The organism is Serratia sp. PL7 (genome assembly GCF_945957435.1).
The window spans coordinates 80,484-105,861 of record NZ_CAMFLB010000024.1; the positions used below are offsets into that span (position 1 = coordinate 80,484).

The window sequence follows — 25,378 nt, forward strand, 5'->3', positions numbered from 1 at the left end:
TTATTGAACCTCGACTAATAATGTGGCGGAACTGGAAAAGTTCCCGCCACTCAACTTGGCGCCGCCGCGCTTGACCGGTACGGCATAGAGCAGTGGATAATTGGGATAAAAAAAGTTATGCCACTCGTTCAGCTTTAGCTGCTGGCCATTTTCGAACAGCAGCTTGATCGCCAAATCTTCCTTCTCGCGGGTGCGCAGCAAACCGACGCCAAAATTCGGGCTATCGCCCTGCAATGACACTTTCATATTTCCGTTCGAGCCGGAGGTATCGCCGCTGCAGCTCACGCTATAGGGGATCTTTTTCTTGCCGTAGTTGACGCCGTCAATGTCTGCGATATTCAGTTCGCTGAAGGGCACATCGATGTCATTGCCGCCGTTGATTTCACACTTTGGTTTCGCGAGCACTTCACCTTTCACCGTGACATTCACCGTGGCGGCCTGCGCCAGCTGGCCAAAACTCAGCACCGCCAGCAGGGTGAGCGCCGAAGCGGCAGCGGTGCTGGCCGCCAGCGCACAGCCCAGAAGGAGATATTCGCCGCCGATGGCCAGCGTGCGTCGCCCTGTATCGCCCATACCGTCCACCTCAGTCATAGTTCAGCCGGAAATCGATCGCCGCGCGGTAGGCGCCCGCCAACAGCGGCGCACGCGTGCGCTCCGCCATCACATAAAACTGCAGCCCGTTATCGCCCAGCGCCAGCAGCTGCGGCCGGCTGCGGCTGCCCAGCCGCACATCGCGGTTATCCGCATCCAACAGCCGCAGCCCCAGGCCTTCGGCGCCCTGCACCTGCACCAGCTGCGGGTTATCCGCATCGGCCGGGGCGGTGAAGCTCACCGTTACTGCCGGCTGGTAGGCATCCCACAGCCGGTAACCCAGGCGAGTGTCTCTGATGGCCGCCCCCATGCGCGTGCAGTCACGCAAGCGCAGTTGGAAGGCCACCGGCTGCGTGCGGTTGCCGGGCACTGCCAGGCTGCTCGTGGTGGTTTCACCCAGCCAGATATCCTGGTAGGCCGAAGACATCTCCAGCCGGCAGGCGCCTTCGGTCAGCGCGCCATGCACAAACAGCATGCCGTGGTTACCTGACTCTGCCCGATTCGTCAGCAAAACCAGCGCCAATAACGCCGCCTGGCCTGCCCGTCGCGTTAAAGCGCCTCTCTCCTGGCTGTTGCAGCCGCTATCGATTATTTGCATTAGTTTCCCTGCCGCTTCAACTGATGGAGCGCCGCTGCCGGCGCCGATTATCCTTGCTTCTCAGGCACCACCTGACAATCACCGGTGCCACACTTGAAGGTCAGATCCGGGCGGCCGCCATAGTCATTGACATAAGTCAGCACCGGTGCATTGCCCAGGCCAGTGGCGCCTAACGCCACGCTGCCTTTCGGCGGCACCATCAGCGGTTCAAAACCGGCGGCGGTTTTACCGCTCTTGCTGCTGCGGGCATCGACCAGCGTGATGTAATAAGGGGTCGGGTTATTGGCCCTAAAGCCCGCGCCCTGGCGGGTCAGCGTCAACTGCTCTTGCCACGGGCTGTACGCGGAATTTTTGTTCGGCACGATCGCCGCCGGGCGGTAGAACAGCTTGATGCGGGTCTGCAGCGCGATCTGCAGCGTGTTGGCCTTGTTGCTCTTCGGCGGGATCTCGCGCAGGTTGAAGTAGAACAGGCTCTCGCGATCCTGCGGCAGCGCCTTGGCGGCCGGCAGCGCCTGTACCTTGACCTGGCTTTGCGCGCCCGGCTCCACCCGCTGCACCGGCGGCAACACGATCAGCGGGCTGTTGATTTTTTCACCCTGCTCATTCTCCAGCCAGCCCTGAGCCAGATAAGGCAGTTGGGTGTTTTTATTGGTGATGCTCATGCTGGCCGAGTTATCGCCGCCGTTTAAAATCACGCGGGTGCGATCCAGCGCGATAGCGGCCTGCGCCTGGCCGCTCAGCAAGGTGGTGGTTAGCAGGCCGGCTACCGACAGCGTTTTTACAGTGTTGTTTCGCATAATAAGCTTCCATTTGGTCAAAAATTGCATTTACGGGTTTTCCGGCGCATCTGCCTGGCCTTCACTGCCTGCGGCCACGCGCCGGCACGGCAGCAGCAGATCGCTCAGAGCAACATCCGTGCGCAACGCCGGCAGATCGATTTCGCATTGCGCCTTCCCTTCCCAATGCACCGTCATTTGTTCACCGGCGCGGATGCCGCTGAGGTAAACGCTGCCGCCGTCATTCACAATCCCGGTCTGCTGCCTGCGGCGGTTGAACACCTCGGCGCCAAACGGCGGCGTGCTGCCGTCCGCCAGGCGGATCACCGCCATCGCTTTCTGGCCGGAAATCACGTTGAAGCGCCGGTAGCCAATGGCCCCTTCGGTGAGCGTCGCCTGCACCACCGACTGCGTCGCTTCAGCCTCGTCCGATAAGTTGGTCAGATCGATGCTCGCCCGGCTGCGGTAAAAGTTGCCGACGTCCGTCACCACCGCTTTGCCAAACATGTTGGTGCGGCTCGTGGCGCCATAGCCACGTACCGGCACCCCGGCCACGCCATCGGTGTCCAGCATCAGGCGGGTACCACCGAAGCTTCCGCTACGGTGCAGCGCCGCCCCCTGGGCGGTAAGCGTGGCCCCGCCCAGCAGGCTCATGCCGAACGCGGAGTACTGGCCCCCCTGATAACTCGCGTTGGCGTCGATACGCGCCGCGTCGCCGTCGTGGCTGTAAAACGCGCTGGCGGAGCCGCCGTTGCGCGAGCTGCCGGCGGTCAGCTGATAGTTGTTGTGTTCATCCAACCGTTGGTAGTAGCCCACCCGCTGGTTGTTATTGTTACGGTTCCACGAACTGCTGTAGCTGAGGTTGGTATCTTCTCCCCACGGCACCGTCAGGCTCAGATACATGCCGTCGTCGTTGGTCCCTCTGGACTTGTTGCGATAAGCCGAGAGTGAGGCGCTCAGGTTTTTCCACGATCCCAGGTTGAAATAGCGCGACAGCGCCAGGCTGTAGCGTTCGTCGGTCGGCTTATCCCAGTAAGTCTGGTGGTCGTAGTTGAGATAGGTACTGACCCCCAGATCGCGGAACTGCTTGTTAAAGGTGATGGTGTACATTTCTCGGCTTTTGCCGTTCCGCAAGCCGTGATAACGCGCGTCCAGGTATTCGCTCATGGTCATAAAATTTTCTTCCGAGAAGCGATAACCGGCGAAGGTGATCTGACTGTCGTATTCATCAAAGCTTTTCGAATAGCTCAAACGGTACGAGCCGCCTTTTTTGGTGCCGTCGTCAATCGGCAATCTTGCCCGCGAATATGTGGTATCAAACGACAGCGCGCCGAGCACCAGCAGATCGCGCCCCAGCCCCAGCGACAGCGCGTTATAATCGCCACCGGCGATAGCCCCGCCGTACAGCGACCAACCGTTGCTGACCCCCCAGGAGAATTCACCGGTGGCAAAGGTTGGCCCCTGCACCTGGTGCTCCCAGTTCGACGGCCGACCACCGGCGAACTTGAAGCGCACCATGCCAGGGCGCGTCAGATAAGGAATGCTGGCTGTGTCCACCTGAAACTGCTGCACGCTGCCGTCTTGTTCCTCAACCTTGACGTCCAGCTTGCCCATCACCGAATCGCTCAGATCCTGGATGCGGAACGGCCCGGCGGCGACCTGCGCCTCATACAGCACGCGCCCCTGCTGGCTGATGGTGACTTTGGCGTTGGTTTTGGCGATGCCGGTCACCTCCGGCGCATAGCCGCGCAGGTTGGGCGGCAGCATGTTGTCGTCCGACATCAGGCTGAAGCCGGTAAAGCGGAAGCTGTCGAAGAGGTTGCTCTGCAGCGAATCCTCTCCCAACGCCAGGCGCGCGCCCCACTGCGGCAACGCGCGGAAAGCGTAATAGCGGCTCCAGTCAAACGTTCTCTGGCTCGATTCCCCCGAGCCGGTCTGGTGATTGAGACTGGTCTGCCAATCGGCCCGCAGCCGCCAGGCGCCCAGGTTGGCGCCCACCGCACCATTACCGCCCAGGCGCTGCGTCTGGCCGCCGCCGTTGCTATTCTGCTGCACCTGGCCGTTCAGGTTGTAGTCCAGCAGCAGGCCGGGAATGCCGTTATCCCAGCGCGCCGGCGGATCCCAATCCGGCGAGGAGTACTCTAAATAGGCCTGGGGAATGTTCAGATACAGCGCCGACACCGCCAGATCGCCCCTGGCCTCGATGCCCTTGAGGCTGCTCAGATCCAGGCACTGCTCGTTATGCCACCAGCGCAGCTGCTTGAGAAACTCGGTTTTAAGGCCCAGTTTTTCAACCAGCTCCGGCGAGACGCAGGCCGCACTGCCATCGGGATCGTTTTCCGGCGGATAGAAAACCACCGGCTGCTCATCCAATGGCTGCTTGTTCACCACTACCGTCATGCTGTACTTGCCCGGCATAATAAAGGCGCCTTTGGCAAAGCGGCCGAGATCGATATTTTTACGATCGTTGATATCCAGGATGTCAGTGTTGAACTGAATTGCATCATCCGCCCGTCCCGGCAACGCCAGGCCGCAGAGAGCCAGAGAAATACATATCCCTAATAAACTTAACGGGAGCGCCCCCGATTTAAATTTTCTCGCATCCATGATCCCGCCAACCTTTAACTTATTTATAATCAGTAGTAATCCAATTTAAAACGAATGGCGGAGCGGAAATCCCCTGCGCGCAATACCTGGCTGTTAGCCACCAGCTGCATTGAATAATTCAATCGATAATCTTTTGTTAGGGTATTTTCTATTGACATCGGCACCCCAGGGTAAATATCTGTGCCGATGCTATCGACAATGCGTAACGCCACGCCACGGGCATCGCCGATGACGCCGAAGTTTTTTCCTTCCGCATTACCGTCAAATATCATGCGGAAATGCTGGCGCCCGGTATTGGTACTGTTTTCCCCTGCCAGCCCGCAGTTCACCAGCTTCAGCGTAAAGGGGCGGGTCAGCCCGTGCCCATCACGGGTAATTTGTTCCACCGGCAAAATTTTCATATCGATGGTTTGATCACGGCTGGCCGCTTCAAGGGCGCAGGCCGCGTTGACAATAGCGCCTTCCATATTGACTCTTCCCCAGCCAATAACCGAAGCCGTTGCCGGCATCGTCTGGGCCGTAAAAATCGCGACCAATAGGGAAGGCGCCACTACATTTTTGCCAATAAGGGCCATAGAGATTATCCCTTGCAAACAGGAATCCATTCGGGGAAAAAGCATACGGGCTAGTCCCGCATGCTATAATTATTTAACCTGTCGTAAATCGATTAGTTATAATTTACAATGAAGTTAGCAGTACTGAAGAAGGTACCGGCTTGAATTGGTTTATTTTTATCGTCTCCATTACCACGCAGGTGAGAGGTGAAATTCAGAGTATATTCAGTATCTGCGCCCGCTTTCAGTACACCAATGTTAATTGGCGTACCCAGCTTAACAGTGTCCGCGCCATGAGAGATAACGACACCGGCGTTTTTAGCGGTGCTCATTGGACCGAATTGCAGCATATCGTCTTTAACACCTTTAAGACCGTTGAAAGTGATCGTCATCGCCGTCTCAGTAGGAGCGTCAGGCAAAATACAGTCTCTCAGCACAATATCGAACGGAGTCTTAACAGCGGAATCACGGCCATTCAGCAGGCTGGAGTCGCCGATTTGGCCCATTTTTACAGTTTGCTCAACGCTCTTCTGATCCATTGAACATGCAGCTTTCGCAATAGAACCTTCAAAGTGAACCTTACCGGTGTTAGCTGCCTGGGCCATCATAGAAGAAGCGCCGAAGGCCAATACCGCTGCAATCATAATTTTGTTCAGTTTCATAGAAATTCCTTACATTCCTTAGTAAGTAGTGGAGAAGAATTAAATCCTTAAGTCACGCATGCAATGAAGCAGTATTCCTGCGCATTGTCTCCGTGGCTAATACGCTGCGTTTCCGCGCCCCGTATCAGTGGAGACAAATTTACACTTAGCGCCTTCCATTTGAAATGTTATGTCGCAAAAATACAAAAACACAGAATTATTATCGATAAAATAATAATTAAATAGATTAAAATCACGATAAATAGGATTTAATTATCAGTATTTATATTAAAAAACTTGTAAGCAGATAAACATTTCATTTCAATTACACGAATAAAGAGAAAAATCCTATTGCCCTGCAACTCAAGGGATTGAAAAAAGTACACAGAGGTCTCAGAATAATCTCTCGACAGGAAAGTTGACGGGTAAATAAAATGATTTTCATTATAAATGAGAGCATCCTCTATAACGAGGAGGAAGGCACATTGATGCATGTCGATAATGCCAGCAATAAAATAGCTTTACTGAAGCCGACCAGCAGACTGCTTTCGTTGTTCATCAAGAATAATAACAAGCTGTTGTTGCGAGAGAGGTTGCTTAATGATGTTTGGGTCGATTATGGGCTGAAAGCCTCCAACAATAACTTAAACAATTACGTTTCCGGGTTACGTAAATCACTGGCGCAGTTTGGCGCCGAGGAGATTATCGTCACCTATCCACGCCAGGGGTTTAAATTCATTGCACGAAACATTCATGAAGCGAATGAAAATAAGGTGGAAATATATAGAGAAGAAAAGCACCGTGAAACGGAAATAGCGTCTACGCCGCCCCCCGGGACTTCTCCCCCCGGCATCCGACGAGCATTACAACGCTTAATAATGATTGCCGCTGCCTGTCTGGTGCCTTTTGCCATCATTGTGCTGTATCAAAACAGCACGCGTATCAGCGTTTATCCACTTGGGAATTACCAAAGCTGCCAGGTGTACAGTATGACTTTAGGTGGAGGAAGCCTGGAGAACATCAAGCAGGTGATACAACAGGCGGGCTTCAATTGCCGTACGCGGGCCGACGTCTATTATTACGCTAACATTCTTAATGAGAGCACTAACCAGGATGAACAGCAGGTCACCTACTGCCCGCGTACCGGTAACAGCCCTTGCATCAATAATTATATAGCCGGCAATCAACCTTAATCTTTTCGCTCTTGATACCCAGGGTCAGAGACAACATCGGCCCCCCGGTAATTCTGGGGGGGACCGTTATGCGCCAGTCACGCAGACAAAAAGCGGCGAATGGTTATCAGTAAACAGATAGTGATGCCGATCGATACGCTCGATGCGCAAATGCAGCTGCTGCCCGGCGATAGGTAACCGGCGATTCATATCCTCGCGAATAACAGAGTCCTGCGGCTTGCGGGTATTTTTCGTTACCCACATGGTGTAGTTGCTGCCGCGACGCTGGTAACTCATTTCCACGGAGCGATCGACCACATAACGTGTATCACCATCAAAAAAACTGCCGCTCATCAACATAGTGAGCTGTCGCGCGCCCTCAGGCACGATGCTCACCAGCAGCACACGCTCCATCGCCGCATCTTTATCATGATTATGCACCCGCATCGACGCCCGGCATTCCGGCACCTGCGGCATAGCGAACAGCACATAAGCGGCGGCGCAACAGCAGGCCAGCGCCGCAAAGACTAACAGCGCGTAACGGTAATGCCATATCCGGTTATTTTTCCAGACTTTCATAGTAGTTCTCGCATTGCGCTTTGCCCGCCGCCATCGCCGTCTGCGGACAATAAAAGAAGTAAGAAGATCGCACGCGTTCTGCGCTGCCTGGTACCACCGACTGGCTGTCGTAATAAAGCAGCGTCGCCGGTTCACTACAGTGAATATGATTTCGTTTATCCAGCAACGTTTGCAAGTGCGCCAAATCCGCCTTGCCGGAACCGGTCTTATGATAAGAAGCGATGAACTTCACCTCACAGCTGCCGATGTTGCCTACGCTTACCGTGCTGATCGGCGCATAGCCGGCGTCCTGCCAGGCCCACAGACCGCTCCCCGCCGCCAACAGCAGCAACGCGGCCAACCCGAGGCGCTTAAATCGCTGCGCTCGCAGCGGCTTGGTCGGCAAGGCGCTTTCTGCAGCCGCCGGGATCGGCGGCTCCGGCGAACTCTCCGCCAAGCTGTCCGTCGTCTTCAACGAAGTGGCGGTAAACATAAATCCCTGGCGCGGCAGCGTGACGATAATCTCGTCCTCGCCCAGGGCGGCGAACATCTTGCGCAGGATGGAAATGGTGTTATTGAGGTTATTGCCGGAGGCCACCTGGCCGTGCGCTTCCCATACCTGCGTCAGCAGGGTATCGCGGGAGAGCACCAGGTTATTGTTTCTGACCAATGCGGACAGCAGGCGGTTCAGGGTGGCGGTAAGCGGTTGAGGCGGTAGCTCAGCATTGATATCCACCAACTCTGATCTATCTTCATGATATTTAATCTTATTATTAATTATGTATCTCATTATTCCCCGCTCAAAAAACTAATTAATAATAATTAGCCCTTGTTAAACATGAGAATAGTAGCACACGGCGCGAGTTAAGAAAATTCCTAGAGAAACGCATAAAAAGCTAAATAATCATAAATATAAGAAATAACATTGTGCTGTCTCACAGGGTGCCAAACATTTAACTGATGATTATCTATTTCTTATCATGTCGACATTAAAATGCCGCCCGGAAAATACTGGGCGGCACGAGAAGTCGCTATTTTCACTAGGCTTAACGCAACAAGGCTTACTCTTTTAAACGCCGCAGTTGCCTACCCTGCCAGCCACCGAACAGCCACTGGCCGGCTATCGCGCCGAGCAACGCGCAGAACATATCGGACTGCGTGTCCCACGGGTCGCCCTGGGTGCCGAGAAACTCGTCGGCGCCCTGGCCCAGCGCCAGTGCCGCCCACCACTCGATCAACTCATACACCGCGCTGATCGCCAGCGCGATGCAGCACACCACGAAGCCCAGCATCTTGCGGCCCTGCACATAACCGCCGCGCAGCAGGATCTCGCGCGCCGCCAGCGCCGGCACCAATCCCTGGAAGAAATGCCCCAGTTTGTCGTACGGGTTGCGGCCAAGATCCAGCCACTGCTGCACCTCAAAGCCCAGCGGCACGCGAGCATAGCTGTACATGCCGCCGAAAATCAGGATCAGCGCATGGAAGAAAATCAGCGTGTAGAGCAGCGGCGTCAGCGGATAACGGCGATGGGTCAGCCACAGCAACGGCAAAACAATCAATACCGGCGCCACCTCCATCAACCAGGTCGCGCGATCGTAGGGGCTGATGCCGCTGTGGATCAGCGCGGCCAGCAGCAGCAGGGTGATAACGGACAACAACAGCGGTGTGCGTGAGGCAGGCATAACCCACGTTCCTTCGGATCAATAAGGCAATCCACACTTTATACCGCAGATCGCACGGCGAAAAAAAAAACAGGCGGAGCGTCGCCGCTTCGCCTGTTCGAGGGGGTTTACCCTGCGCGGGATTATTTCAGCGCTACGCGGATCACGTCGTCCGGCGCGGTCGCTTCTTTCTCGCGGCTGGAAGCCTGCTTGACGCTAACGTACAGCGTCTGGCCGTCCGGCGACAGCGCCAGGCTGTTCGGGTGGGTCGGCGTCTTGATGGTGTTCAGCACCTTGTAGCTCTTGGCGTCGATCACGCTCACTTCACCCGCCTGGCGATGGGTCACGTAAACTTCATTGCGCGCCGGGTTGAACAGCACCGCCAGCGATTCCGGCACGTCGATCTTGCTCAGGATGTTGCCGCTGCGGGTATCCACCACCAGCACCTGTGGCTGCTTGGAATCGGTGATGAACGCGCGATGGGTGGCGGTATCCAGGCTGATGTTCAGGAAGAAGTGCTCTTTAGCCTCATCCAGCTTCTTGCGCGACAGCACCTTGTTGCTCTGGGTATCGATGGTCACCAGCTCGCCGTCGGCGTTGGTGACGTACAGGCGCTTGCCGGCGGCGTCCAGCGCCAGGCCGGTGCCGTATTTGCCGGTGTCGGTCACGGTGGCACGCAGGGTCAGATCCTTGCCATCCACCACCCACACCACGCTGGATTCACCCAGCCCGGTAATGTACAGGGTATCGCTGTCGGCATCCGCCACCAGCTCGCGCGGCGCCAGCGGCTTGACGGTCTCAGAGCGCTGGCGCGCGTCCAGCACCAGGCGGCCTTTCACTTCGCCGGTCTTGGCGTCGATGGCGGTCACCGAGTTATTGACGGTGTTACCGAAGAACAGCGTGCCGGTTTTAGCGTTGACGGCGGCGCCAAACGGCTTGATGTCGTTATGAATAATCTGGGTCACGTCCAGCGTGGTCGGATCCAGACGGTAGACGATACCGCCCTTGTCCAGCTTGCGGCTCTGCGACGTCGCCAGGTAGAGCGCGTTCTCGCTCGGGCTGTAGGCCATTTCATAGGCGCCCTTGCCAACCGGCTTGCGCAGCACTTCCGGCGCAGTCTGCGCCAGCAACGAGTTGGAGAACAGCAGCGTGGACAGCAGCATCAGCGGGAATGCCGCGCGTTTTCCCTTGGTGATCAAAGCATTCATCGAAATCTCCTTATAGAGCCAACGGGGCAGCCGAGCGGCCGCCCTCTCATCGTTATTAAAATCAGGCTTTCTCTTCGGAAAGCAGCGCCCACCAGCTGTCGATGGTCGGGTTGCGCGCCAGCGCGATAAAGTCGATGTCGCCGCGGATCTTGCGCCAGCGGGTCGCCAGCTCCATGATGCGCACCGAATCCAGGCCATAATCGATCAGGTTTTCATCGTTGCCCATGTCTTCGCTGTCTTCGTCCAGCAGCGGCAGGATCTGCTGACGCAGCGCATCGATGCTGGCAATGCCTGCCGCCGGTAACAGCGACGCGGTGGTCACCACCCGGCCGCAGCGGCCGGCGGTATAGCGCAGCGCCATCAGGTGTTCGTCGCGCGAGAAGTCCGCCAGGCCGTCGGCCACCATGAACGGCTGGATGTTGCGCATGAAGGCGTCAATGGCGGTGGTCAGGCAGCCGATGTGCGCATACACGCCGCAGATGATCAGCTGATCGCGGCCGGACTCCTGCAGGATCTCCTGCAGCGGCGAGCGGTGGAAGGCGCTGTAGCGCCATTTCACCAGCACCGTGTCGTCTTCGTCCGGCGCCAGCGCGGCGGTCACCGCCTGCTGCTCAGGGTGCTTGTTCAGGCCCGGCCCCCACATGTCGTTCAACAGCGCGCGGTCTTCATCGCTCTGCTGGTTCGGCTGCGCGGTATAGAACACCGGAATGCCCTGCTGTTTGCAGTAGCGGCGCAGGTTGGCGATGTTCTCCACCACCTGTTTGATCAGCGCGCTGTCTTCGCCCCAGAAATTGAGGAAATACTGCTGCATATCGTGGATCAGCAGCGCGGCGCGCTGCGGTTCTACCTGCCAGGTGACTTTATTTTGCGGCAGTTCGTCCGCCGTCGGCAGCGCGTAGTCATTAAGTTTTGGAATGGCCATCGATTAATCTCCCTGAGCCTGAGTCTGTAGTTGCGCGTCGAGCTGCTGGCGCAGCCGTTTTTTGTCCACTTTGCCGACCGGGGTCAGCGGCAGGCTGTCCACCTGAATAAAGCGATCCGGCAGTTTGAAGTCCGCCACGCCCTGTTCGCGCAGGTGGCGGCGCAGCACCACCGGCTTCAGCGGAGCGTTGGCGATGATATAGGCACAGCTCTTCTCCCCCATCAGCGCGTCCGGCATCGACACCAACGCGGCGTTGATCACGTCCGGGTGACGCAGCAGCAGGTTCTCGATCTCCTCGGCGGCGATCTTCTCCCCGCCGCGATTGATCTGATCTTTTTGCCGCCCCTGCACGGTGATGTAACCGTCTTCGCTGATGCTGATCAGATCGCCGGAGCAGTAGAAACCGTCAGCGTCGAAGGCGTCGGCGTTGTGCGCCGGGCTCTGGTAGTAACCGCGGAAGGTATAAGGCCCGCGCGTCATCAACCGGCCGACCTCGCCCGCCGGCAACGGATTGCCGTCGTCATCCGCCACCCATACTTCGTCGTCCGGCGACATCGGCCGCCCTTGCGTCGTCAGAATGTGGCGTTCGTCGTCGTCCAGCCGGGTGTAGTTCACCAGCCCTTCCGCCATGCCGAACACCTGCTGCAGTTGGCAGCCGATTTCGTTCTGAATGCGCGCCGCCAGCGTTTCGCCTAGCTTGGCGCCCCCCACCTGCAGCAGTTTCAGGCTGGCGAGCTGGGCATTGCCGCCCCACTCTTCGATCGCCTGCAGCCACAGCGTGACCGCCGGCGGCACCAGCGCCGTCACGTTGATTTGGTGCTGTTCGATCAGGCGGAAGCACTGCGCGGCGTCCGGATCGGCGGCGAACACTACCCGCCCCGCGCCATAAAACACACCCAACACGCCCGGCGAGCTCATCGGGTAGTTGTGCGCCACCGGCAGCGCGCACAGATAGCGGGTCTGCGCGTCGAAACGGCAGATCTCCACGCTGCGGCGAATGCTGTAGTAGTAGTCATTGTGGGTACGCGGGATCAGCTTCGGCGTACCGGTGCTGCCGCCGGAAAGCTGGAAGAACGCCACCTGATCGGCCGCAGAAGGCTGCGCGACGAAACCGTCGCTGGCTTCGTCCAGCCAGGCGGCCAGCGCCAGCTCACCCTCGGGCTGGCTGCGCAGCGCCACGACACGCAGCGAAGGATGCGCATCGCGGAACGCGTTCAGGAATTGGTCGTCGGCAAACAGCGCGTGCTGGCGGTCGGCGATCAGCAGCGCCGGTTTGATCTGCTCGGCATAGGCATTCAGTTCGCTGCGCTGATGGCTGAACAGCGCGTTGACCGGCGCCACGCCAATCTTCAGCAGCGCGAAGAACACGATATAGAACTCCGCCACGTTGCCCAGTTGGACCAACGCGGTATCGCCGGATTTCACGCCGCGGCGCAGCAAAGCGGCCGCCAGGCGATCGGAGCGCTGCTGCAGCTCGCGGTAGGTCAGGCTGCCCTGGGCATCGATAATCGCCGGGGCGTCGTTGTTGGCCTGGCGGTCGAGGATCTCGGTCAGCGGCTTGTCAGTCCAGTAGCCGCGCTCGCGATAGCGGCTGGCGAACTCCGCCGGCCAGGGGGTAAAGGCAATGCTCATCTTGTCGTTATCCTTGATTCATACCAAAGGCACGCAGAATGGTGCTGAGTTTGGTGCCTGTTTCATGCCATTCAGATTCGGGTGAAGAGTCTTCCACGATGCCGGCGCCGGCGAACAGCCGTACCCGGTTGCCGTCAACGGTGCCGCAGCGGATAGTCACAACCCACTCGCCGTTGCCTTCGTCGTCGCACCAGCCGACGATGCCGCCGAACAGGCCGCGATCGAACGGCTCCAGCTTGCCGATCAGGGCGTGCGCCTCGGCCGTCGGCATGCCGCACAGCGCCGGCGTCGGGTGCAGCAGGCAGGCCAGCGACAGGGCATTTTCGTCTGGAGACGCCGCCTCGCCGTCGATCGGCGTGGAGAGATGCCACAGCGTCGTGGTGGTCAGCAGTTCAGGGGTTTGCGGCACGTTCAGGTAGCGGCAGCGGCCGGCCAGCACGTCACGCATGCTTTCGGTGACGATGCGATGCTCATGGCGATCTTTCGCCGAGGCCATCAGCCGCTCCCCCACTTCGCGATCGCGCTGCGGATCGGCCTCGCGCCGGGCGGAACCGGCCAGCGGGTTAGAATAGAAACGGCCGCTGTCCTGGCGCAGCAGCAGCTCCGGGCTGGCGCCCAACAGCGCGCCCTGCTCCAGCGGCACATGGAAATGGAAACCTTGCGGGTTCTGGGCGATCACGCGCGCCATTAGCGCATGGCGATCCACCGGCTGGCGCGTTTCGATCTCCAGCAGGCGCGACAAGACCACTTTATCCAGCTCACCGGCCTTCATCGCGTCGACGGCATCGCTGACCATCTTCATAAACGGCTGCTGCGGCGGCAGCTCCGTCACGCCGGCCAGTTCAGGACCGTTCGCCGGCGGCCGAACGCCAGCCATAAAAGCGGCGCGATCGAACCAGCGGCTCTGCTGCGGAATAAACAGCGCCGAAGGCTGCCGGGTATCGAACGGGATGGCGCCGCACAGCAGCGGTTTTTTGATGCCGGCCTGACGGGCTTCGGCAAACGCCTGCCGTACGCTGCGCTGGAACTCGCCGTTCAGATCGGCGCCGTCCGCGGCCGGCAGGCGAATGCGGCTGAAACAACCGGTGGTGGTCAAGCTGCGGAAAGGGGAGGTAAAGAAGAAGCCCGACGCCGGAGAAAAATCAGCGGCGAACCGGTGTTCTTCGCGCTCCTGCATTTCCTTTCGATTGATGTCGTTCACGGCAGTATCCATCGCTTCGCCCTCATCTTTTGAAGTGATAACCAATATAATAATGATTATCATTTGAGTTAATTCCGCGCTAAATTACTCGCCGATATTTGCTATGTCAATAAACGTAAGCACTTCTTTCATTTCGAAATCATGACATAAACGCTGTGGGTTTTACGCATGCCGATGATAAGCATTGCTATTTGATCCCACAGCGTCGCATTAGCGCATGACATTACTTTTCGCTAGCTGGTTGCGCCTCGTTATGCGGCTCCGGTTTGTGCAGCGTGACCTGGCGCAAACCGGTCATGGCGAACAGCAACAGGATGCCGAGCAGCGCCGCGCCGAAGCCGAAACCGCTGGCGCTCATCGCCGGCAGCATGAAGGCGCCCATCGCCCCCAGCAGCAACGCGCCCAGCGCATCGCCCACCACGTTCTGCGCCGTCCACAGGCCGTTGATGCGGCCGAGGAAGTTGTCCGGCGTCAGGCTCTGGATCAGGCCGTATTGCAGCAGCGAGTTCAGCGCGCTCAGATAGCCGAACGCCACCAGGCACAGCAACGCCAGGCTGTACCACGGCATTAGGCCGAACAGGCCAATGGCGGCGAACGCCGCGATCGCCGTCAGCAGCATCACCCAGCCGGGGCGCGCCACGTGCGCCACGCGCCCGCTGGTAAACGCGCCGATGGCCGCGCCGAGCGGCACGGCGGCGTACATATAACCGAGGTGGGCAGCGTCGATGTGCCAGCTTTCCGCCATCGCCGGGTACAGTACGCGCACCGCGCTGGCCATGGTCAGCAGCGCGCCTATCAGCGCCACCATGCCGATCACCTTGTTCTGGAACAGGAAGGAGAAGCCGCCCGCCAGCGCGCGCAGCGGGTGTTCACGCGGCTGCGGTGGCGGCATTAGCTGCGGCAGGCTCAGCAACGGCAACAGCGTCAGCAGGGTGCCGAACGCCGCCAGGCCGTAGTTCCAGGCAATGCCCATATGGGCGATCACCAGGCCGCCAATCGCCGGGGAAAGAATCGAGCCGAAGCGCACCGTCAACATGCTGATGGCGCCCGCCTGCACGATGTTTTCGCGGCCCACCAGCGCCGGCGTGGCCGCCAGCAGCGCCGTCACCCCCACCGCGCCGAAGAAACCGTCCCACACCGCCAACAGATAAATGGCCGCCAGCGAAGGCGACGGCAACAGGGCGTTGAGGCACAGGCCGACGAAGCCGATGCCGCAGGTGGATCGCGCGAACAGGATCAACCGGCGCCGCTCATAGCGATCGGCCAATACGCCCCCCATCAGCAGCCCGGCGAACATGCCGCCGCCGGCCAGCGTCACCGCCAACCCGACCTGCAGGGTGGAACCGGTCAGCGCCTGGATCTGCACCGGGATGGCGATCGCCATCAACCCCAGCGCCACAATGGAGATAAAGCGCGCGCAGAACACCGCGCGGAAAGCCCGGTTAGTTTTCAACAGGCTGAAATCAAGCAGGATGGAGGGTTTGCTACTCATCGGTTGTTCACCACATCTTTAAACGGGGATTCTGCAATTGCGGACCGCTATGCTAGCACAGATGACGAAATCAATAATGATAATAAAAATCATTGATATTCAATTGTGAGCAACCGCAAGAAACGCCGCCACACGCGGGGTAATCCCCGTGCCTGGCGGCGAGATGACGGGCGCGATCACAGCGTGCGCAAGATCCGGTTCAGCAGCGGCCCCAGCACTTTGAACGACGCCGGCGAAACGATATCGACATGCGCGCAGTCCAGCTCGTGCGCCTGCAGCGCATCGACGTACTGCGACCAGGTCTGCTGCACGTCCATCCCTTCCTGCAGCGTACGTTTGGCGACGAACAGCGTCGCCTGTCCATGGAAACGGGCGGTACGCGTGTGCGACAGCAACCGCACCGAATCGGCGTAGTTGGCTTCGATGTTGTCGAACATCGCCGTGCGCGTCTCGCCCAGCGCCGGATCGAGCGTATCCTGCGACACCGCCAGAAACTGCTCGCGCTCGCGCTGCACTTCCTTCAACACGTTGTCGTCCAGCATCACGTCCCAGTTTTGGGTCTCCGGCGGATAAGTATCCAGCAGGCCGAGGAACGCCACCTCTTCGCCGCGCGCCTGCAGCCGGGCGGCGATGCCCTGGGCCAGCGTGCCGCCCAGCGAGTAGCCGATGAAGTGGTATGGCCCGTGCGGTTGGACCTGCAACACCGTCTGCAGGTGGGCATCCACCACCTGATCCATATCTTCGCTCAGCGCCAGCGGGCCATCCGGCCGCGGTGACTGGATACCGACCAGCGACCAGTGCTGATCGAGATAGCGCGGCAATACGCTGAACTGCCAGGAGAAGCCGGACGCCGGGTGCAGACAGAACAGCGTCGGCCCCTCGGTGACGCGCAGCGGCAATACGCTGTCGAAGCCGCTGCGATCGGCCTCTTCCTGCGTGCGATCTTCCGCCAGCAAGACAGCCAGTTGCTCAACGCGCGACGCCACCATCACCTGGCCGACGGACACCGCCTTGCCCAGATCGCGGCGCAGCTCCGCCGCCAGCCGCATCGCCAGCAGCGAATGGCCGCCGAGCGCGAAGAAATCGTCGTCGGCGAACACCTGCTCGCGCTGCAGCAAACGGGCGAACACCGCCGCGATCTCGCTTTCCAGCCCGGCCTGCGGCGGCCGTCCTGCCTTGCGCTCACCGCCCTGCGGCTGCGGCAAGGCCTTGCGATCCAGCTTGCCGTTGGCGCTCAGCGGCAAATCACTCATTTCCACCAGCGCCACCGGTACCATGTGCGGCGGCAGACGGTCGGCCAGCGCTGCGCGCAGGGCTTGCGCATCCCAGCTCGCGCCAGGCTGCATCACCAGATAGCCCACCAGCTGGCGCGCATCGCCGCCGGCATCCACCGGCGTGCCCTGCAGCACCAGCGCGTGCGTCACCGCCTGGCGCACGCCCGGCAGCGACAGCAAGGCGTGGTCGATTTCACTCAGCTCGATACGCTGCCCGCGGATCTTCAGCTGATCGTCGCTGCGGCCTAAATATTCCACCGTGCCGTCCGGCAGCCAGCGCGCCACGTCGCCGGTGCGGTACATGCGCCCGCCCTCGCCGAACGGATCGGCGACAAAGCGGCTGGCGGTCAGATCCGGCCGGCCCAGGTAGCCGTGCGCCAGCTGCACGCCGGTCAGATACAGATCGCCCGCCACGCCCGGCGGTACCGGCCGCAGGCGCGCGTCCAGAATGCGCAGCCCGGTGTTCCACACCGGCAGACCGATCGGCACGTTGGCGCCGGTCACTTTCGCCAGCGCGTCACCGTAGGCCGGATGCCAGGTCACGTCCACCGCCGCTTCGGTCGGGCCGTAGAGGTTATGCAACGGCACCGCCGTGCGGCTTTGCCACAGGCGGCACAGCTCCGCCGGCAGCGCTTCGCCGCTGCAGAACACCTGGCGCAGCGCGGCGCAGTTCGCCACCGCCGCGTCGTCGTCCAGGGCAGCGACGAAGGCCGCCAGCATCGACGGCACGAAGTGCATCGTGGTAATGCGGTGTTGTGCGATCAGCTGTTGCAGCTGCTGCGGATCGCGATGCGCCTCCGGCGGCGCCATCACCAGCCGGGCGCCGACCATCAGCGGCCAGAAGAATTCCCACACCGAGACGTCGAAACTGCACGGCGTTTTCTGCAGCACCGCGTCGTCCGCCCCCAGCGGATACTGGTGTTGCATCCACAGTAGGCGGTTGACGATCGCCTGATGGCCGACCAGCACGCCTTTCGGGCGCCCGGTGGAGCCGGAGGTAAAGATGATATAGGCCGCATGGTCCGGCGTCGGGCCCGCGATCGCCACCCCGGCGGCGTGATCGGCCGCCAGCGGCGCGTCATACAGCAAGATTTCGCCCTTGTCGGCGAAACGCGCCTGCTGCGCCGGGTTAGTGATGACCAGCCGGGGCGCGGCGTCTTCCAGCATCATCGCCAGCCGCTCGTCCGGATAACCGGTGTCCAGCGGCAGATAGGCGGCGCCCGCTTCCACGATCGCCATCAACGCCAGCGACAGGAACACCGAACGCGGCAGCGCCACTGCCACGATGTCGCCCGGCCGCACGCCCTGCGCCACCAGCTCGCGCGCCAGCGCCGTAACCTGCTCGCGCGTTTCGCGGTAGGTGAAATTGAAATGCGCATCCGCCAGCGCCGGTGCGTCCGGCGTGGTTTGCGCCTGCTGCGCCAGCAACTGGCTCAGCGTGGTCGCCGGCACCGGGTGCGCCGTGTCGTTGACCCGCGCCAGCAGCGCGTGATCGTCGGCGGTCAGCATATCGGCTTCGCCGATCGGCAACGTTGCCTGCGCGGCGAACTGCGCCAGCAGCAGCGGCAACCGCTGCAGGTGCGCCTGCAGTTCCTGGCGGCTGTAACGCTCGGCGTTGGCCAGCAGCTCCACCTTCAGCTGATGGTGTTCGTCGATAAACAGCGCAATCTCCAGATCGCGCACCGGCCCGGAGGCCAGATCGTGGGTAATGCCTTCGATACCGGCGAAATCCAGCTGGTAATCGAACATTTTGAAGTTGAAGACCGTGCCGTACAGCGGTTCGCCGTCGCCGATGCGGCCCAGATCGCGCTGCACCTGTTCGGCGTCGTAGCGCTGATGGCGGCGCACCGTTTTCAGCTCGCGGCTGATGCGGGTGGCAGCCTCATACAGCGTGGCCTGCGGCTCGAGGTGCATCTCCATCGGCAACACGTTGATCACCGGGCCGGCAGCGCACAGGGCGGCCGATCCGGTGCGGCGCATAAAGATAAAACCGGCGCTGAAGCTCGGTTGGCCGCTCAGGCGCGATACCCACAGCGCCACCAGCGCCACCGCCATATCGGCGGCGTTCAACTTCTGCTGCGCGCCACACTGCACCAGTTCGGCGAAGGCCTGCGGATCGCAGCGCTGTTCCAATCGATGGATGCGCGGCGTGGGCGTTTGCCCAGCCAGCGGCTGCGGGCAGAGCGTGGCCGGCGGCGGCAACTGCCGCGCTTTTTCGAGCCAGAAATCGGCGTCGCGTTGCCAGGCCGGCGCCTGCCGGTAAGCCTGGTATTCCGCAACCACGTCGCTGAACGCCGTAAATGGCGTCGGCTCCAGCGCGTCGCCGCGGCAAAGGTGGGTATAAATCGCCGCCACACGGCGAGCGATGGCGGTGAAGCTGAAACCGTCCACCAGCAGATGGTGATAGCGCTGATACCAGAACCAGCGATCGTCCGCCAGGCGCATCACCACATGGCGATACAGCGGTGCGCCGCTGCCGGCGCGCAGATCGCTCGCCAGATCGATGTCCATCAGCGCACGCGCGGCGGCTTCAGGGTCCGGCGACGTCGTCAGATCGACAAGTTCCGGCTCGTGCACCGCCAGCGCGTCGTCCAGCCATTGCACCGGCACGCCATCGCGTTCCGCAAAACGCAGGCGCAGCATGTCCACCTCGCTCAGGCCCTGGATGATGGCCTGCAGCAGAGGCTCTACGGTGACAGGGCCGTTGAGTTCGATGGCATGTGCGACCGCGTAGGCATTGCGATGCGGTGAGATTTGATCGGCGACCCAGATGCCGGGTTGCGCCGCGACCAACGGCCATTCGCCCGCAAGCGCCGGGCCGCTGAGAGAGTTAGGGGTGTGTGACACTGCTTATTGCTCCCGTGATTACCTGGCGCCGGTCACGCCTCGCGTGCTGCGACCGGCAGAATGTCTTGCCAATGCTGTTCCAGCCATTCGGCGCACGCGGTGTGCGCCGCCGGGCCAAAGACGATCGTCCACTCGGACGGAATGGCGCGGAAATCCGGCCACAAACTGTATTGTTGTTGTACGTTGCGCAGCACCAGGCTGCGCTGCTGTTGATCATCGAACGGATTCAGGCTTTCCATCATGTGTTCCTCGTGCCGTCGCCGATGCCGGGTAAGCGGTGGCGAAAGCGGAAGCCCAGACCGCCTGCAGCCCATCGGTCAGGCCGCTGCGCCAACACAGCGCGTCGTGCCCGCCTTCCACCACCCGGTAGTGCACCCGATGGCCAGCGTCGCTCAGGCGCACCGCCATTTCGCCGCTGACCCGGTGCACCAGCTTTTCCTGCGAACCGGCTTCCATAAATACCTTCAGCGCGCCGTGGTTGCCCAAACCGTGCCGTTCCACCTGCTGCATCAGCCAGCAGGCATCGTCGGGAATGCTCGGCAGCTGCAGCATGTCGCGCCGCGGCCACCAGTAGGAACCGGACTGGGTGATCACCGCGCCGAAGCGCTGCGGCCAGCGCAGCCCGGCATACAGGGAAGCCAGGCCGCCAAAGCTTTGCCCCGCCACCACCGTGTCGGCCGGTTTGTCGCTGTGCGGCGCCCAGTCGGCCAGCTGCGGCATCAATTCTTCCTGCACCGCCAGCCAGAAATCGTCCTTGCAGGTTAATTCTCGCGCCCGGTGCGGCAGATCGATGATGTCGATCAGCACATACACCGCTTCCGGCAACGCCCCCTCGCGGGTCAGCTGCATCAGCGGCTCCCAAACCGGCATCTGCTTCGCCCAGAACTGGCCGTCGAGCAGGATCGCGAGCGGGCGCTCGGCCGGCTTGCTGTCGCCGGTCGTGTAGATCCAGACATCGCGGCTGTTGCCCAGGCGCTCACTGCACCAGGTATGGCGCTGCAAACGCGCCGGCAGCGGCGGCGTGCAGCGCCCGCTGGCGATCTCATACTCGTCGAACGAGCGCCATACCGGCTGCGGCGGCGCATCCGGCATGTGCAGGCCGGAGACGCTGTGGCCGCTGGCGCTTTGCCAGGAGCGATAAGGGTTGAGCAGATCGGGGGTGGCGCTGGCGAACACCTGATGCCACCAGTGGCGCAGGTTGTGCATGTTGGCGTGCGCATCGTCGCCGCTGAACGCCGGCGGCCGCTCGTCAAAACAGGGGATAAAGCAGTAGCTGCCGCGCCAGGCGCCGCTCAGCTCGGTCTGCCAGTACCACACGTCGGTACCGGCCAAACGCTGCAGGCTTTGCGGCGGATTCGGCTGGTGATGGTCGGTCAAGCAGTTAATGTTAATCCACACGCGACGGTAGGCGGAGGTCAATTCGCATCCCTGAGGATCGCGCCAGAAAAAGGTGGTTCGCCAGCGGCCGTTACCCGCCGGTTCTACCCATGGCGTACCGCGCCGTGCCACCGTCAACCACCACCCTGGACTGCCCGCATTGCTGCTGGCCAATAATCTGCTGCTTTCTGACTGTAGTTCTGTATTCACAACGCCTACCCATTTTGTAGTTGGCGGCACCGGGAACGTCGACTTTTCCCTATCGCCGGCCACCGCCCGAACGCACTGTACGCCAAATACTATTGATAATAATTTGCATTTGCAATAGTGTGTAAGGCTTGGAGATCGTGCTGGTATTGCGCGCAACGGACAGGGATCGGGGATACATCAATGGCATCCCTTGCCGCAGCCGATTTTCTATTTCCGACTACACAAAAACTACAACCGCCCTTCCCCCCCGTTCGGCGAGGGATGGCAGCAAGGTAGGACACTCAAATGAAAAGCAAGCTATCACGTTATTCTTTAGCCACTCTTATCGGCTTGGGATTGGGCGCGTCCGCGTTCGCCAACGCCGCGCAGCAGACCGACACCCCCACCACGGAAGAAAACAGCGGCACAGCGGATAAAAAGCCGCGCGGCGAAGACACCATCGTCGTGACCGCCGCCCGGCAGAACCTGCAGGCGCCGGGGGTGTCCACCATCACCGCCGAAGAGATCAAAAAACGCCCGCCGGCGCGCGACATCAGCGAACTGATCCGCACCATGCCCGGGGTTAACCTGACCGGCAACTCCACCAGCGGCCAGCGCGGCAACAATCGCCAGATCGATATCCGCGGCATGGGCCCGGAAAACACCCTGATTCTGATCGACGGCAAACCGGCCTCCAGCCGCAACTCGGTGCGTCAGGGCTGGCGCGGCGAGCGCGACTCGCGCGGCGATACCGCCTGGGTGCCGCCAGAAATGATCGAGCGCATCGAAGTACTGCGCGGCCCTGCCGCAGCGCGCTACGGCAACGGCGCCGCGGGCGGCGTGGTCAACATCATCACCAAGAAGGCCGGTGATGCGCTGCACGGCTCGCTGAACGGCTACTTCAACGTGCCGCAGCACAAGCAGGAAGGCGCCACCAAGCGCACCGACTTCAGCCTGTCCGGCCCGCTGAGCGACTCCCTGAGCTTCCGCCTGTTCGGCGGCTACAGCAAAACGCAGGCCGACGCCTGGGACATTAACGAATCACACAAGTCCGAACGCGTAGGCGCCTACGCCAACAGCCTGCCCGCCGGGCGTGAAGGGGTGGTCGATAAAAACATCGACGCCTTGCTGCACTGGGACTTCGCCCATCTGCAGTCATTGGAGTTCGAGTACGCCTACGGCCGCCAGGGCAACCTGTATTCTGGCGATACCCAGAACACCAACACCAATGCCCTGGTGCAGAGCAACTACGGCAAAGAGACCAACCGCATCTACCGTGAAACCTTCGGCCTGACCCACCGCGGCGCCTGGGACAACGGCGTGAGCACCAACAACTACGTGCAGTTCGAGCGCACCCGCAACACCCGCCTGAACGAGGGCTTGGCCGGCGGCACCGAAGGCATCTTCGACACCAAAAATACCGGTTTCGGCACCACCAAGCTGGACGACTTCCTGGCGCACAGCGAAGTCAGCGTGCCGTTTGAGCTGGGCGTTTCACAGACCGCCACGCTGGGTACCGAGTGGACCCAACAGCGGATGAAAGACGGCACGTCCACCAGCCAAACGCTGATGGGCGGCACTATTCCCGGCATGGGCAACGGCACGCGCAGCCCTTACGCTTCCGCGCATATCTTCTCGCTGTTCGCCGAAGACAACATCGAGCTGACCGACACCACCATGCTGACGCCGGGTCTGCGTTACGATCTGCATTCAGAATCCGGCAACAACTGGAGCCCGGCGCTGAACCTGTCGCAGGAACTGGGCGACTACTTCACGCTGAAAATGGGCATCGCCCGTTCTTACAAGGCGCCGACCCTGTACCAGACCAACGGCAACTACCTGCTGTACAGCAAAGGCCAAGGGTGTGCGGGCAGCGATGTCAGAAACGGCTGCTACCTGCTCGGTAACGACGATCTGAAGGCGGAAACCAGCGTCAACAAAGAGATCGGGCTGGAGTTCCATAACGAAGGCTGGCTGGCCGGCGTCACCTACTTCCGCAACGATTACCACAACAAGATTGAAGCGGGTAACTCGCGCATCGCCACCAGCAGCACCGGCACGGCGGTCTATCAGTGGGAGAACGTACCGAAGGCGGTGGTGCAGGGGCTGGAAGGCTCGCTGAACGTGCCGGTCAGCGAGACCGTCACCTGGAGCAACAACGCCACTTACATGATCGAGAACAAGAACAAGACCACCGGCGATTACCTGTCGGTGATCCCGAAGTTCACCGTCAACTCGACCCTCAGTTGGCAGGCTACGCAGGATCTGTCGATGCAGTCCACCCTGACCTGGTACGGCCGTCAGAAGCCGAAGAAGTACAACTACCAGGGTAAACCGGCCACCGGCGGCGAAACCCGCGAGGTTAGCCCTTACGCCGTCGTCGGCGCCAGTGCGACCTATGACCTGACCAAAAACGTCAGCGTCACTGCCGGCATCGACAACCTGTTCGACAAACGCCAGTTCCGCGCCGGTAACGCGCAGAACGTGGGCGACCCGATTACCGGCGCGATCAACATCGCCGGCGCGGGCGCGGCCACCTACAACGAACCGGGCCGTACCTACTACATGAGCATCAACACCCACTTCTGATGACATGACCCAACGACAAAGGGGGCTCAGCCCCCTTGAGGTAAATGACAAAGCGGATGACGTTGCCGGGCTTTCATTAGGCGACAGATAGAAAACAAGGAAAATCAATTCATTGATTTTCGGCTGATAACCACAAAAGGAGGAAAAACCACGCTTTTTCCTCCTTTGTCAGCCACTAGAAAGGGCGCCTCAGCGCCCTTTTTTTATATTTATATTCAGTTACCTGGTGTGCAGTTGAATGCGCACCACGCTTTCCGGCGTGCCGGCCTTGGTGGAAGCGCCGTCGTTTTTCACCGTCACGAACAGCGCGTCGCCTTTCGGATCCAACGCCAGGCTGTTAGGGTGCGGCGGCAGGGCTACGGTTTGCAGGCGCTTGAGCGTTTTGGCGTCGAACACCGTCAGCGTCCCGGCGCCGTGATCCACGCGTACCCCTTTGCGGTTGGCGACATACAGCCGCTGGCTGCGCTCGTCGAGTAGCAGGCCGATCGGCACCTCATCCGTCAGCTCGCTGGCCAGCACTTTGCCGCTGTCCGCATCCAGCGCAAACACCCGGTGGCCACTGCTGCGCTTCACGTAGTCGTGCCCCAGATGATGGTTGCGGTAGTCGTCGCGATCGATACCCTGATCGACGCCCAACAGGCGATTGCTCGCCGGGTCATACACCAGGTTCAGCAGCTGATCGGCCTGTACTTCGTGGGTGGCGGTGATCGCCAGCGTGTCGGCGTTAAGGGTGATCACCTGCCCCTGCATGTTGGAAACGAATACCCGACGGCCCTTCTCATCCAGCGTGATGCCCACCGCGTTGTAGCCGAAGCCCGGGATCACTTTCTCCAGCTTGCCGGCTTTGGTATCGACCACGTACAGCACGCTGTCGACGCCGAAACCCAGACCCGGCAGGAACAGACGGCCGCTTTGCGCGTCATACTTGAGCTCTCGGAGGCGGTACAGGTAGTCCTCGGTGATTTTGAATTTCTTCAGCTCCGCCAACAGGAAATCCAGACGCTTGCCGCTGATGCCCGCCTGCTTGTAAGCCTGCTCCAGCACCGCTTTGTCCAGCAGCTTGATGCTGCCCAGCGCGTGGTTGGTAGTGGTGTCCACCACCCCGACTTCGCCGTTGAAGGCCTGCGTCAGGTACAGGCGATTGCCCGCGTCGTTCAGCGCCACGCCGAAGCCTTTCACCTGCAGTGGGATCTCTGCCTTGATCGCCAGGGTGTTGGGATCCAGCCGCAGCACGCGGGAGCGCGCCTCTTCCTTCCAGTCCGGCGCGCTGACGAACAGCGCCTGTTGCGAGGTGCTGTAGGCCATCTCCACCACCGTCGACGATAGCGCCTCACGCTTGATGTCCTGCGGTTTGATGCCGACATCGTCCGCCTGCGCGGCGCCGGCGACCACCAGAGAGGCCGCCACCAGCAGCGACAGTAGCGCGCGCGGGGTTGCTAGGGTTCCAGACATCCTTTTATCTCCTTGAAAATCATGCTTTCGGTTAGAG

General features: G+C 60.5%; 20 protein-coding genes. 2 read left to right on the forward strand and 18 right to left on the reverse strand.

What is annotated here, in order from left to right; all coding sequences use genetic code 11:
- From N6G83_RS44225 to N6G83_RS44250, 6 genes are all read right to left on the reverse strand, one after another.
- Positions 1-591 (reverse strand): fimbrial protein, encoded by a 591-nt coding sequence (locus N6G83_RS44225; protein ID WP_260516189.1) that lies wholly within the window; start codon positions 589-591, stop codon positions 1-3.
- Complete coding sequence (locus N6G83_RS44230) at positions 584-1,189, reverse strand: fimbrial protein (RefSeq protein ID WP_127146728.1); 606 nt, start codon at positions 1,187-1,189, stop codon at positions 584-586. Before N6G83_RS44230 ends, N6G83_RS44225 begins: the two co-directional genes overlap by 8 nt.
- A gap of 47 nt (positions 1,190-1,236) precedes the next feature.
- Positions 1,237-1,986, reverse strand: a complete 750-nt coding sequence (locus tag N6G83_RS44235) for a fimbria/pilus periplasmic chaperone (protein ID WP_260516190.1) — start codon at positions 1,984-1,986, stop codon at positions 1,237-1,239.
- A 30-nt stretch (positions 1,987-2,016) separates the two neighbouring features.
- Positions 2,017-4,572, reverse strand: coding sequence for an outer membrane usher protein (locus N6G83_RS44240; protein ID WP_025304978.1), 2,556 nt, complete (start codon positions 4,570-4,572; stop codon positions 2,017-2,019).
- Between the two features lie 29 nt (positions 4,573-4,601).
- Positions 4,602-5,165: a fimbrial protein gene (locus N6G83_RS44245; RefSeq protein WP_260524177.1), complete on the reverse strand. Its 564-nt coding sequence runs from the start codon at positions 5,163-5,165 to the stop codon at positions 4,602-4,604.
- A gap of 74 nt (positions 5,166-5,239) precedes the next feature.
- On the reverse strand, positions 5,240-5,788 hold the full coding sequence (locus N6G83_RS44250) for a fimbrial protein (protein ID WP_025304976.1): 549 nt from the start codon (positions 5,786-5,788) through the stop codon (positions 5,240-5,242).
- Positions 5,789-6,201: 413 nt separating this feature from the next.
- Between N6G83_RS44250 and N6G83_RS44255 the strand changes: the two genes are divergently transcribed.
- On the forward strand, positions 6,202-6,960 hold the full coding sequence (locus N6G83_RS44255; protein ID WP_060433939.1) for a transcriptional regulator: 759 nt from the start codon (positions 6,202-6,204) through the stop codon (positions 6,958-6,960).
- A 66-nt stretch (positions 6,961-7,026) separates the two neighbouring features.
- Here N6G83_RS44255 and N6G83_RS44260 read toward each other — a convergent pair whose 3' ends face one another.
- The 11 genes from N6G83_RS44260 to fes form a co-directional block, all read right to left on the reverse strand.
- Positions 7,027-7,518, reverse strand: a complete 492-nt coding sequence (locus tag N6G83_RS44260; protein ID WP_260516192.1) for a hypothetical protein — start codon at positions 7,516-7,518, stop codon at positions 7,027-7,029.
- Positions 7,499-8,233, reverse strand: coding sequence for a transcriptional regulator (locus tag N6G83_RS44265; RefSeq protein ID WP_239537019.1), 735 nt, complete (start codon positions 8,231-8,233; stop codon positions 7,499-7,501). The genes N6G83_RS44260 and N6G83_RS44265 overlap by 20 nt, the downstream gene beginning before the upstream one ends.
- A gap of 325 nt (positions 8,234-8,558) precedes the next feature.
- Positions 8,559-9,179: a DUF2238 domain-containing protein gene (locus N6G83_RS44270; RefSeq protein WP_260516193.1), complete on the reverse strand. Its 621-nt coding sequence runs from the start codon at positions 9,177-9,179 to the stop codon at positions 8,559-8,561.
- Positions 9,180-9,301: 122 nt separating this feature from the next.
- Complete coding sequence (locus N6G83_RS44275; protein ID WP_260516194.1) at positions 9,302-10,366, reverse strand: YncE family protein; 1,065 nt, start codon at positions 10,364-10,366, stop codon at positions 9,302-9,304.
- Positions 10,367-10,427: 61 nt separating this feature from the next.
- A complete protein-coding gene (locus N6G83_RS44280; protein WP_004930014.1) occupies positions 10,428-11,288 on the reverse strand; it encodes an isochorismatase in 861 nt (286 codons plus the stop codon).
- 3 nt (positions 11,289-11,291) lie between these two features.
- Positions 11,292-12,920 carry a (2,3-dihydroxybenzoyl)adenylate synthase gene (locus N6G83_RS44285; RefSeq protein ID WP_260516195.1) on the reverse strand — a complete coding sequence of 543 codons (1,629 nt, stop codon included), beginning with the start codon at positions 12,918-12,920 and terminating at the stop codon, positions 11,292-11,294.
- Between the two features lie 7 nt (positions 12,921-12,927).
- Positions 12,928-14,133: an isochorismate synthase gene (locus tag N6G83_RS44290; RefSeq protein WP_260516196.1), complete on the reverse strand. Its 1,206-nt coding sequence runs from the start codon at positions 14,131-14,133 to the stop codon at positions 12,928-12,930.
- A 211-nt stretch (positions 14,134-14,344) separates the two neighbouring features.
- Positions 14,345-15,613 (reverse strand): enterobactin transporter EntS, encoded by a 1,269-nt coding sequence (gene entS, locus N6G83_RS44295; RefSeq protein ID WP_197813024.1) that lies wholly within the window; start codon positions 15,611-15,613, stop codon positions 14,345-14,347.
- A 176-nt stretch (positions 15,614-15,789) separates the two neighbouring features.
- Positions 15,790-19,734: an enterobactin synthase subunit F gene (locus N6G83_RS44300; RefSeq protein ID WP_167324730.1), complete on the reverse strand. Its 3,945-nt coding sequence runs from the start codon at positions 19,732-19,734 to the stop codon at positions 15,790-15,792.
- A gap of 32 nt (positions 19,735-19,766) precedes the next feature.
- Positions 19,767-19,973 carry an MbtH family protein gene (locus N6G83_RS44305; RefSeq protein ID WP_025304965.1) on the reverse strand — a complete coding sequence of 69 codons (207 nt, stop codon included), beginning with the start codon at positions 19,971-19,973 and terminating at the stop codon, positions 19,767-19,769.
- Positions 19,948-21,321 (reverse strand): enterochelin esterase, encoded by a 1,374-nt coding sequence (gene fes / locus N6G83_RS44310; protein WP_075201420.1) that lies wholly within the window; start codon positions 21,319-21,321, stop codon positions 19,948-19,950. The genes N6G83_RS44305 and fes overlap by 26 nt, the downstream gene beginning before the upstream one ends.
- 285 nt (positions 21,322-21,606) lie before the next feature.
- Here fes and N6G83_RS44315 point away from each other — a divergent pair, with 285 nt between their 5' ends.
- On the forward strand, positions 21,607-23,889 hold the full coding sequence (locus N6G83_RS44315) for a TonB-dependent siderophore receptor (RefSeq protein ID WP_141971570.1): 2,283 nt from the start codon (positions 21,607-21,609) through the stop codon (positions 23,887-23,889).
- Positions 23,890-24,108: 219 nt separating this feature from the next.
- On the opposite strand, the gene N6G83_RS44320 is transcribed toward N6G83_RS44315, so the two are convergent.
- Positions 24,109-25,341 (reverse strand): YncE family protein, encoded by a 1,233-nt coding sequence (locus tag N6G83_RS44320; RefSeq protein ID WP_260516197.1) that lies wholly within the window; start codon positions 25,339-25,341, stop codon positions 24,109-24,111.
- Positions 25,342-25,378 lie beyond the last annotated feature (37 nt).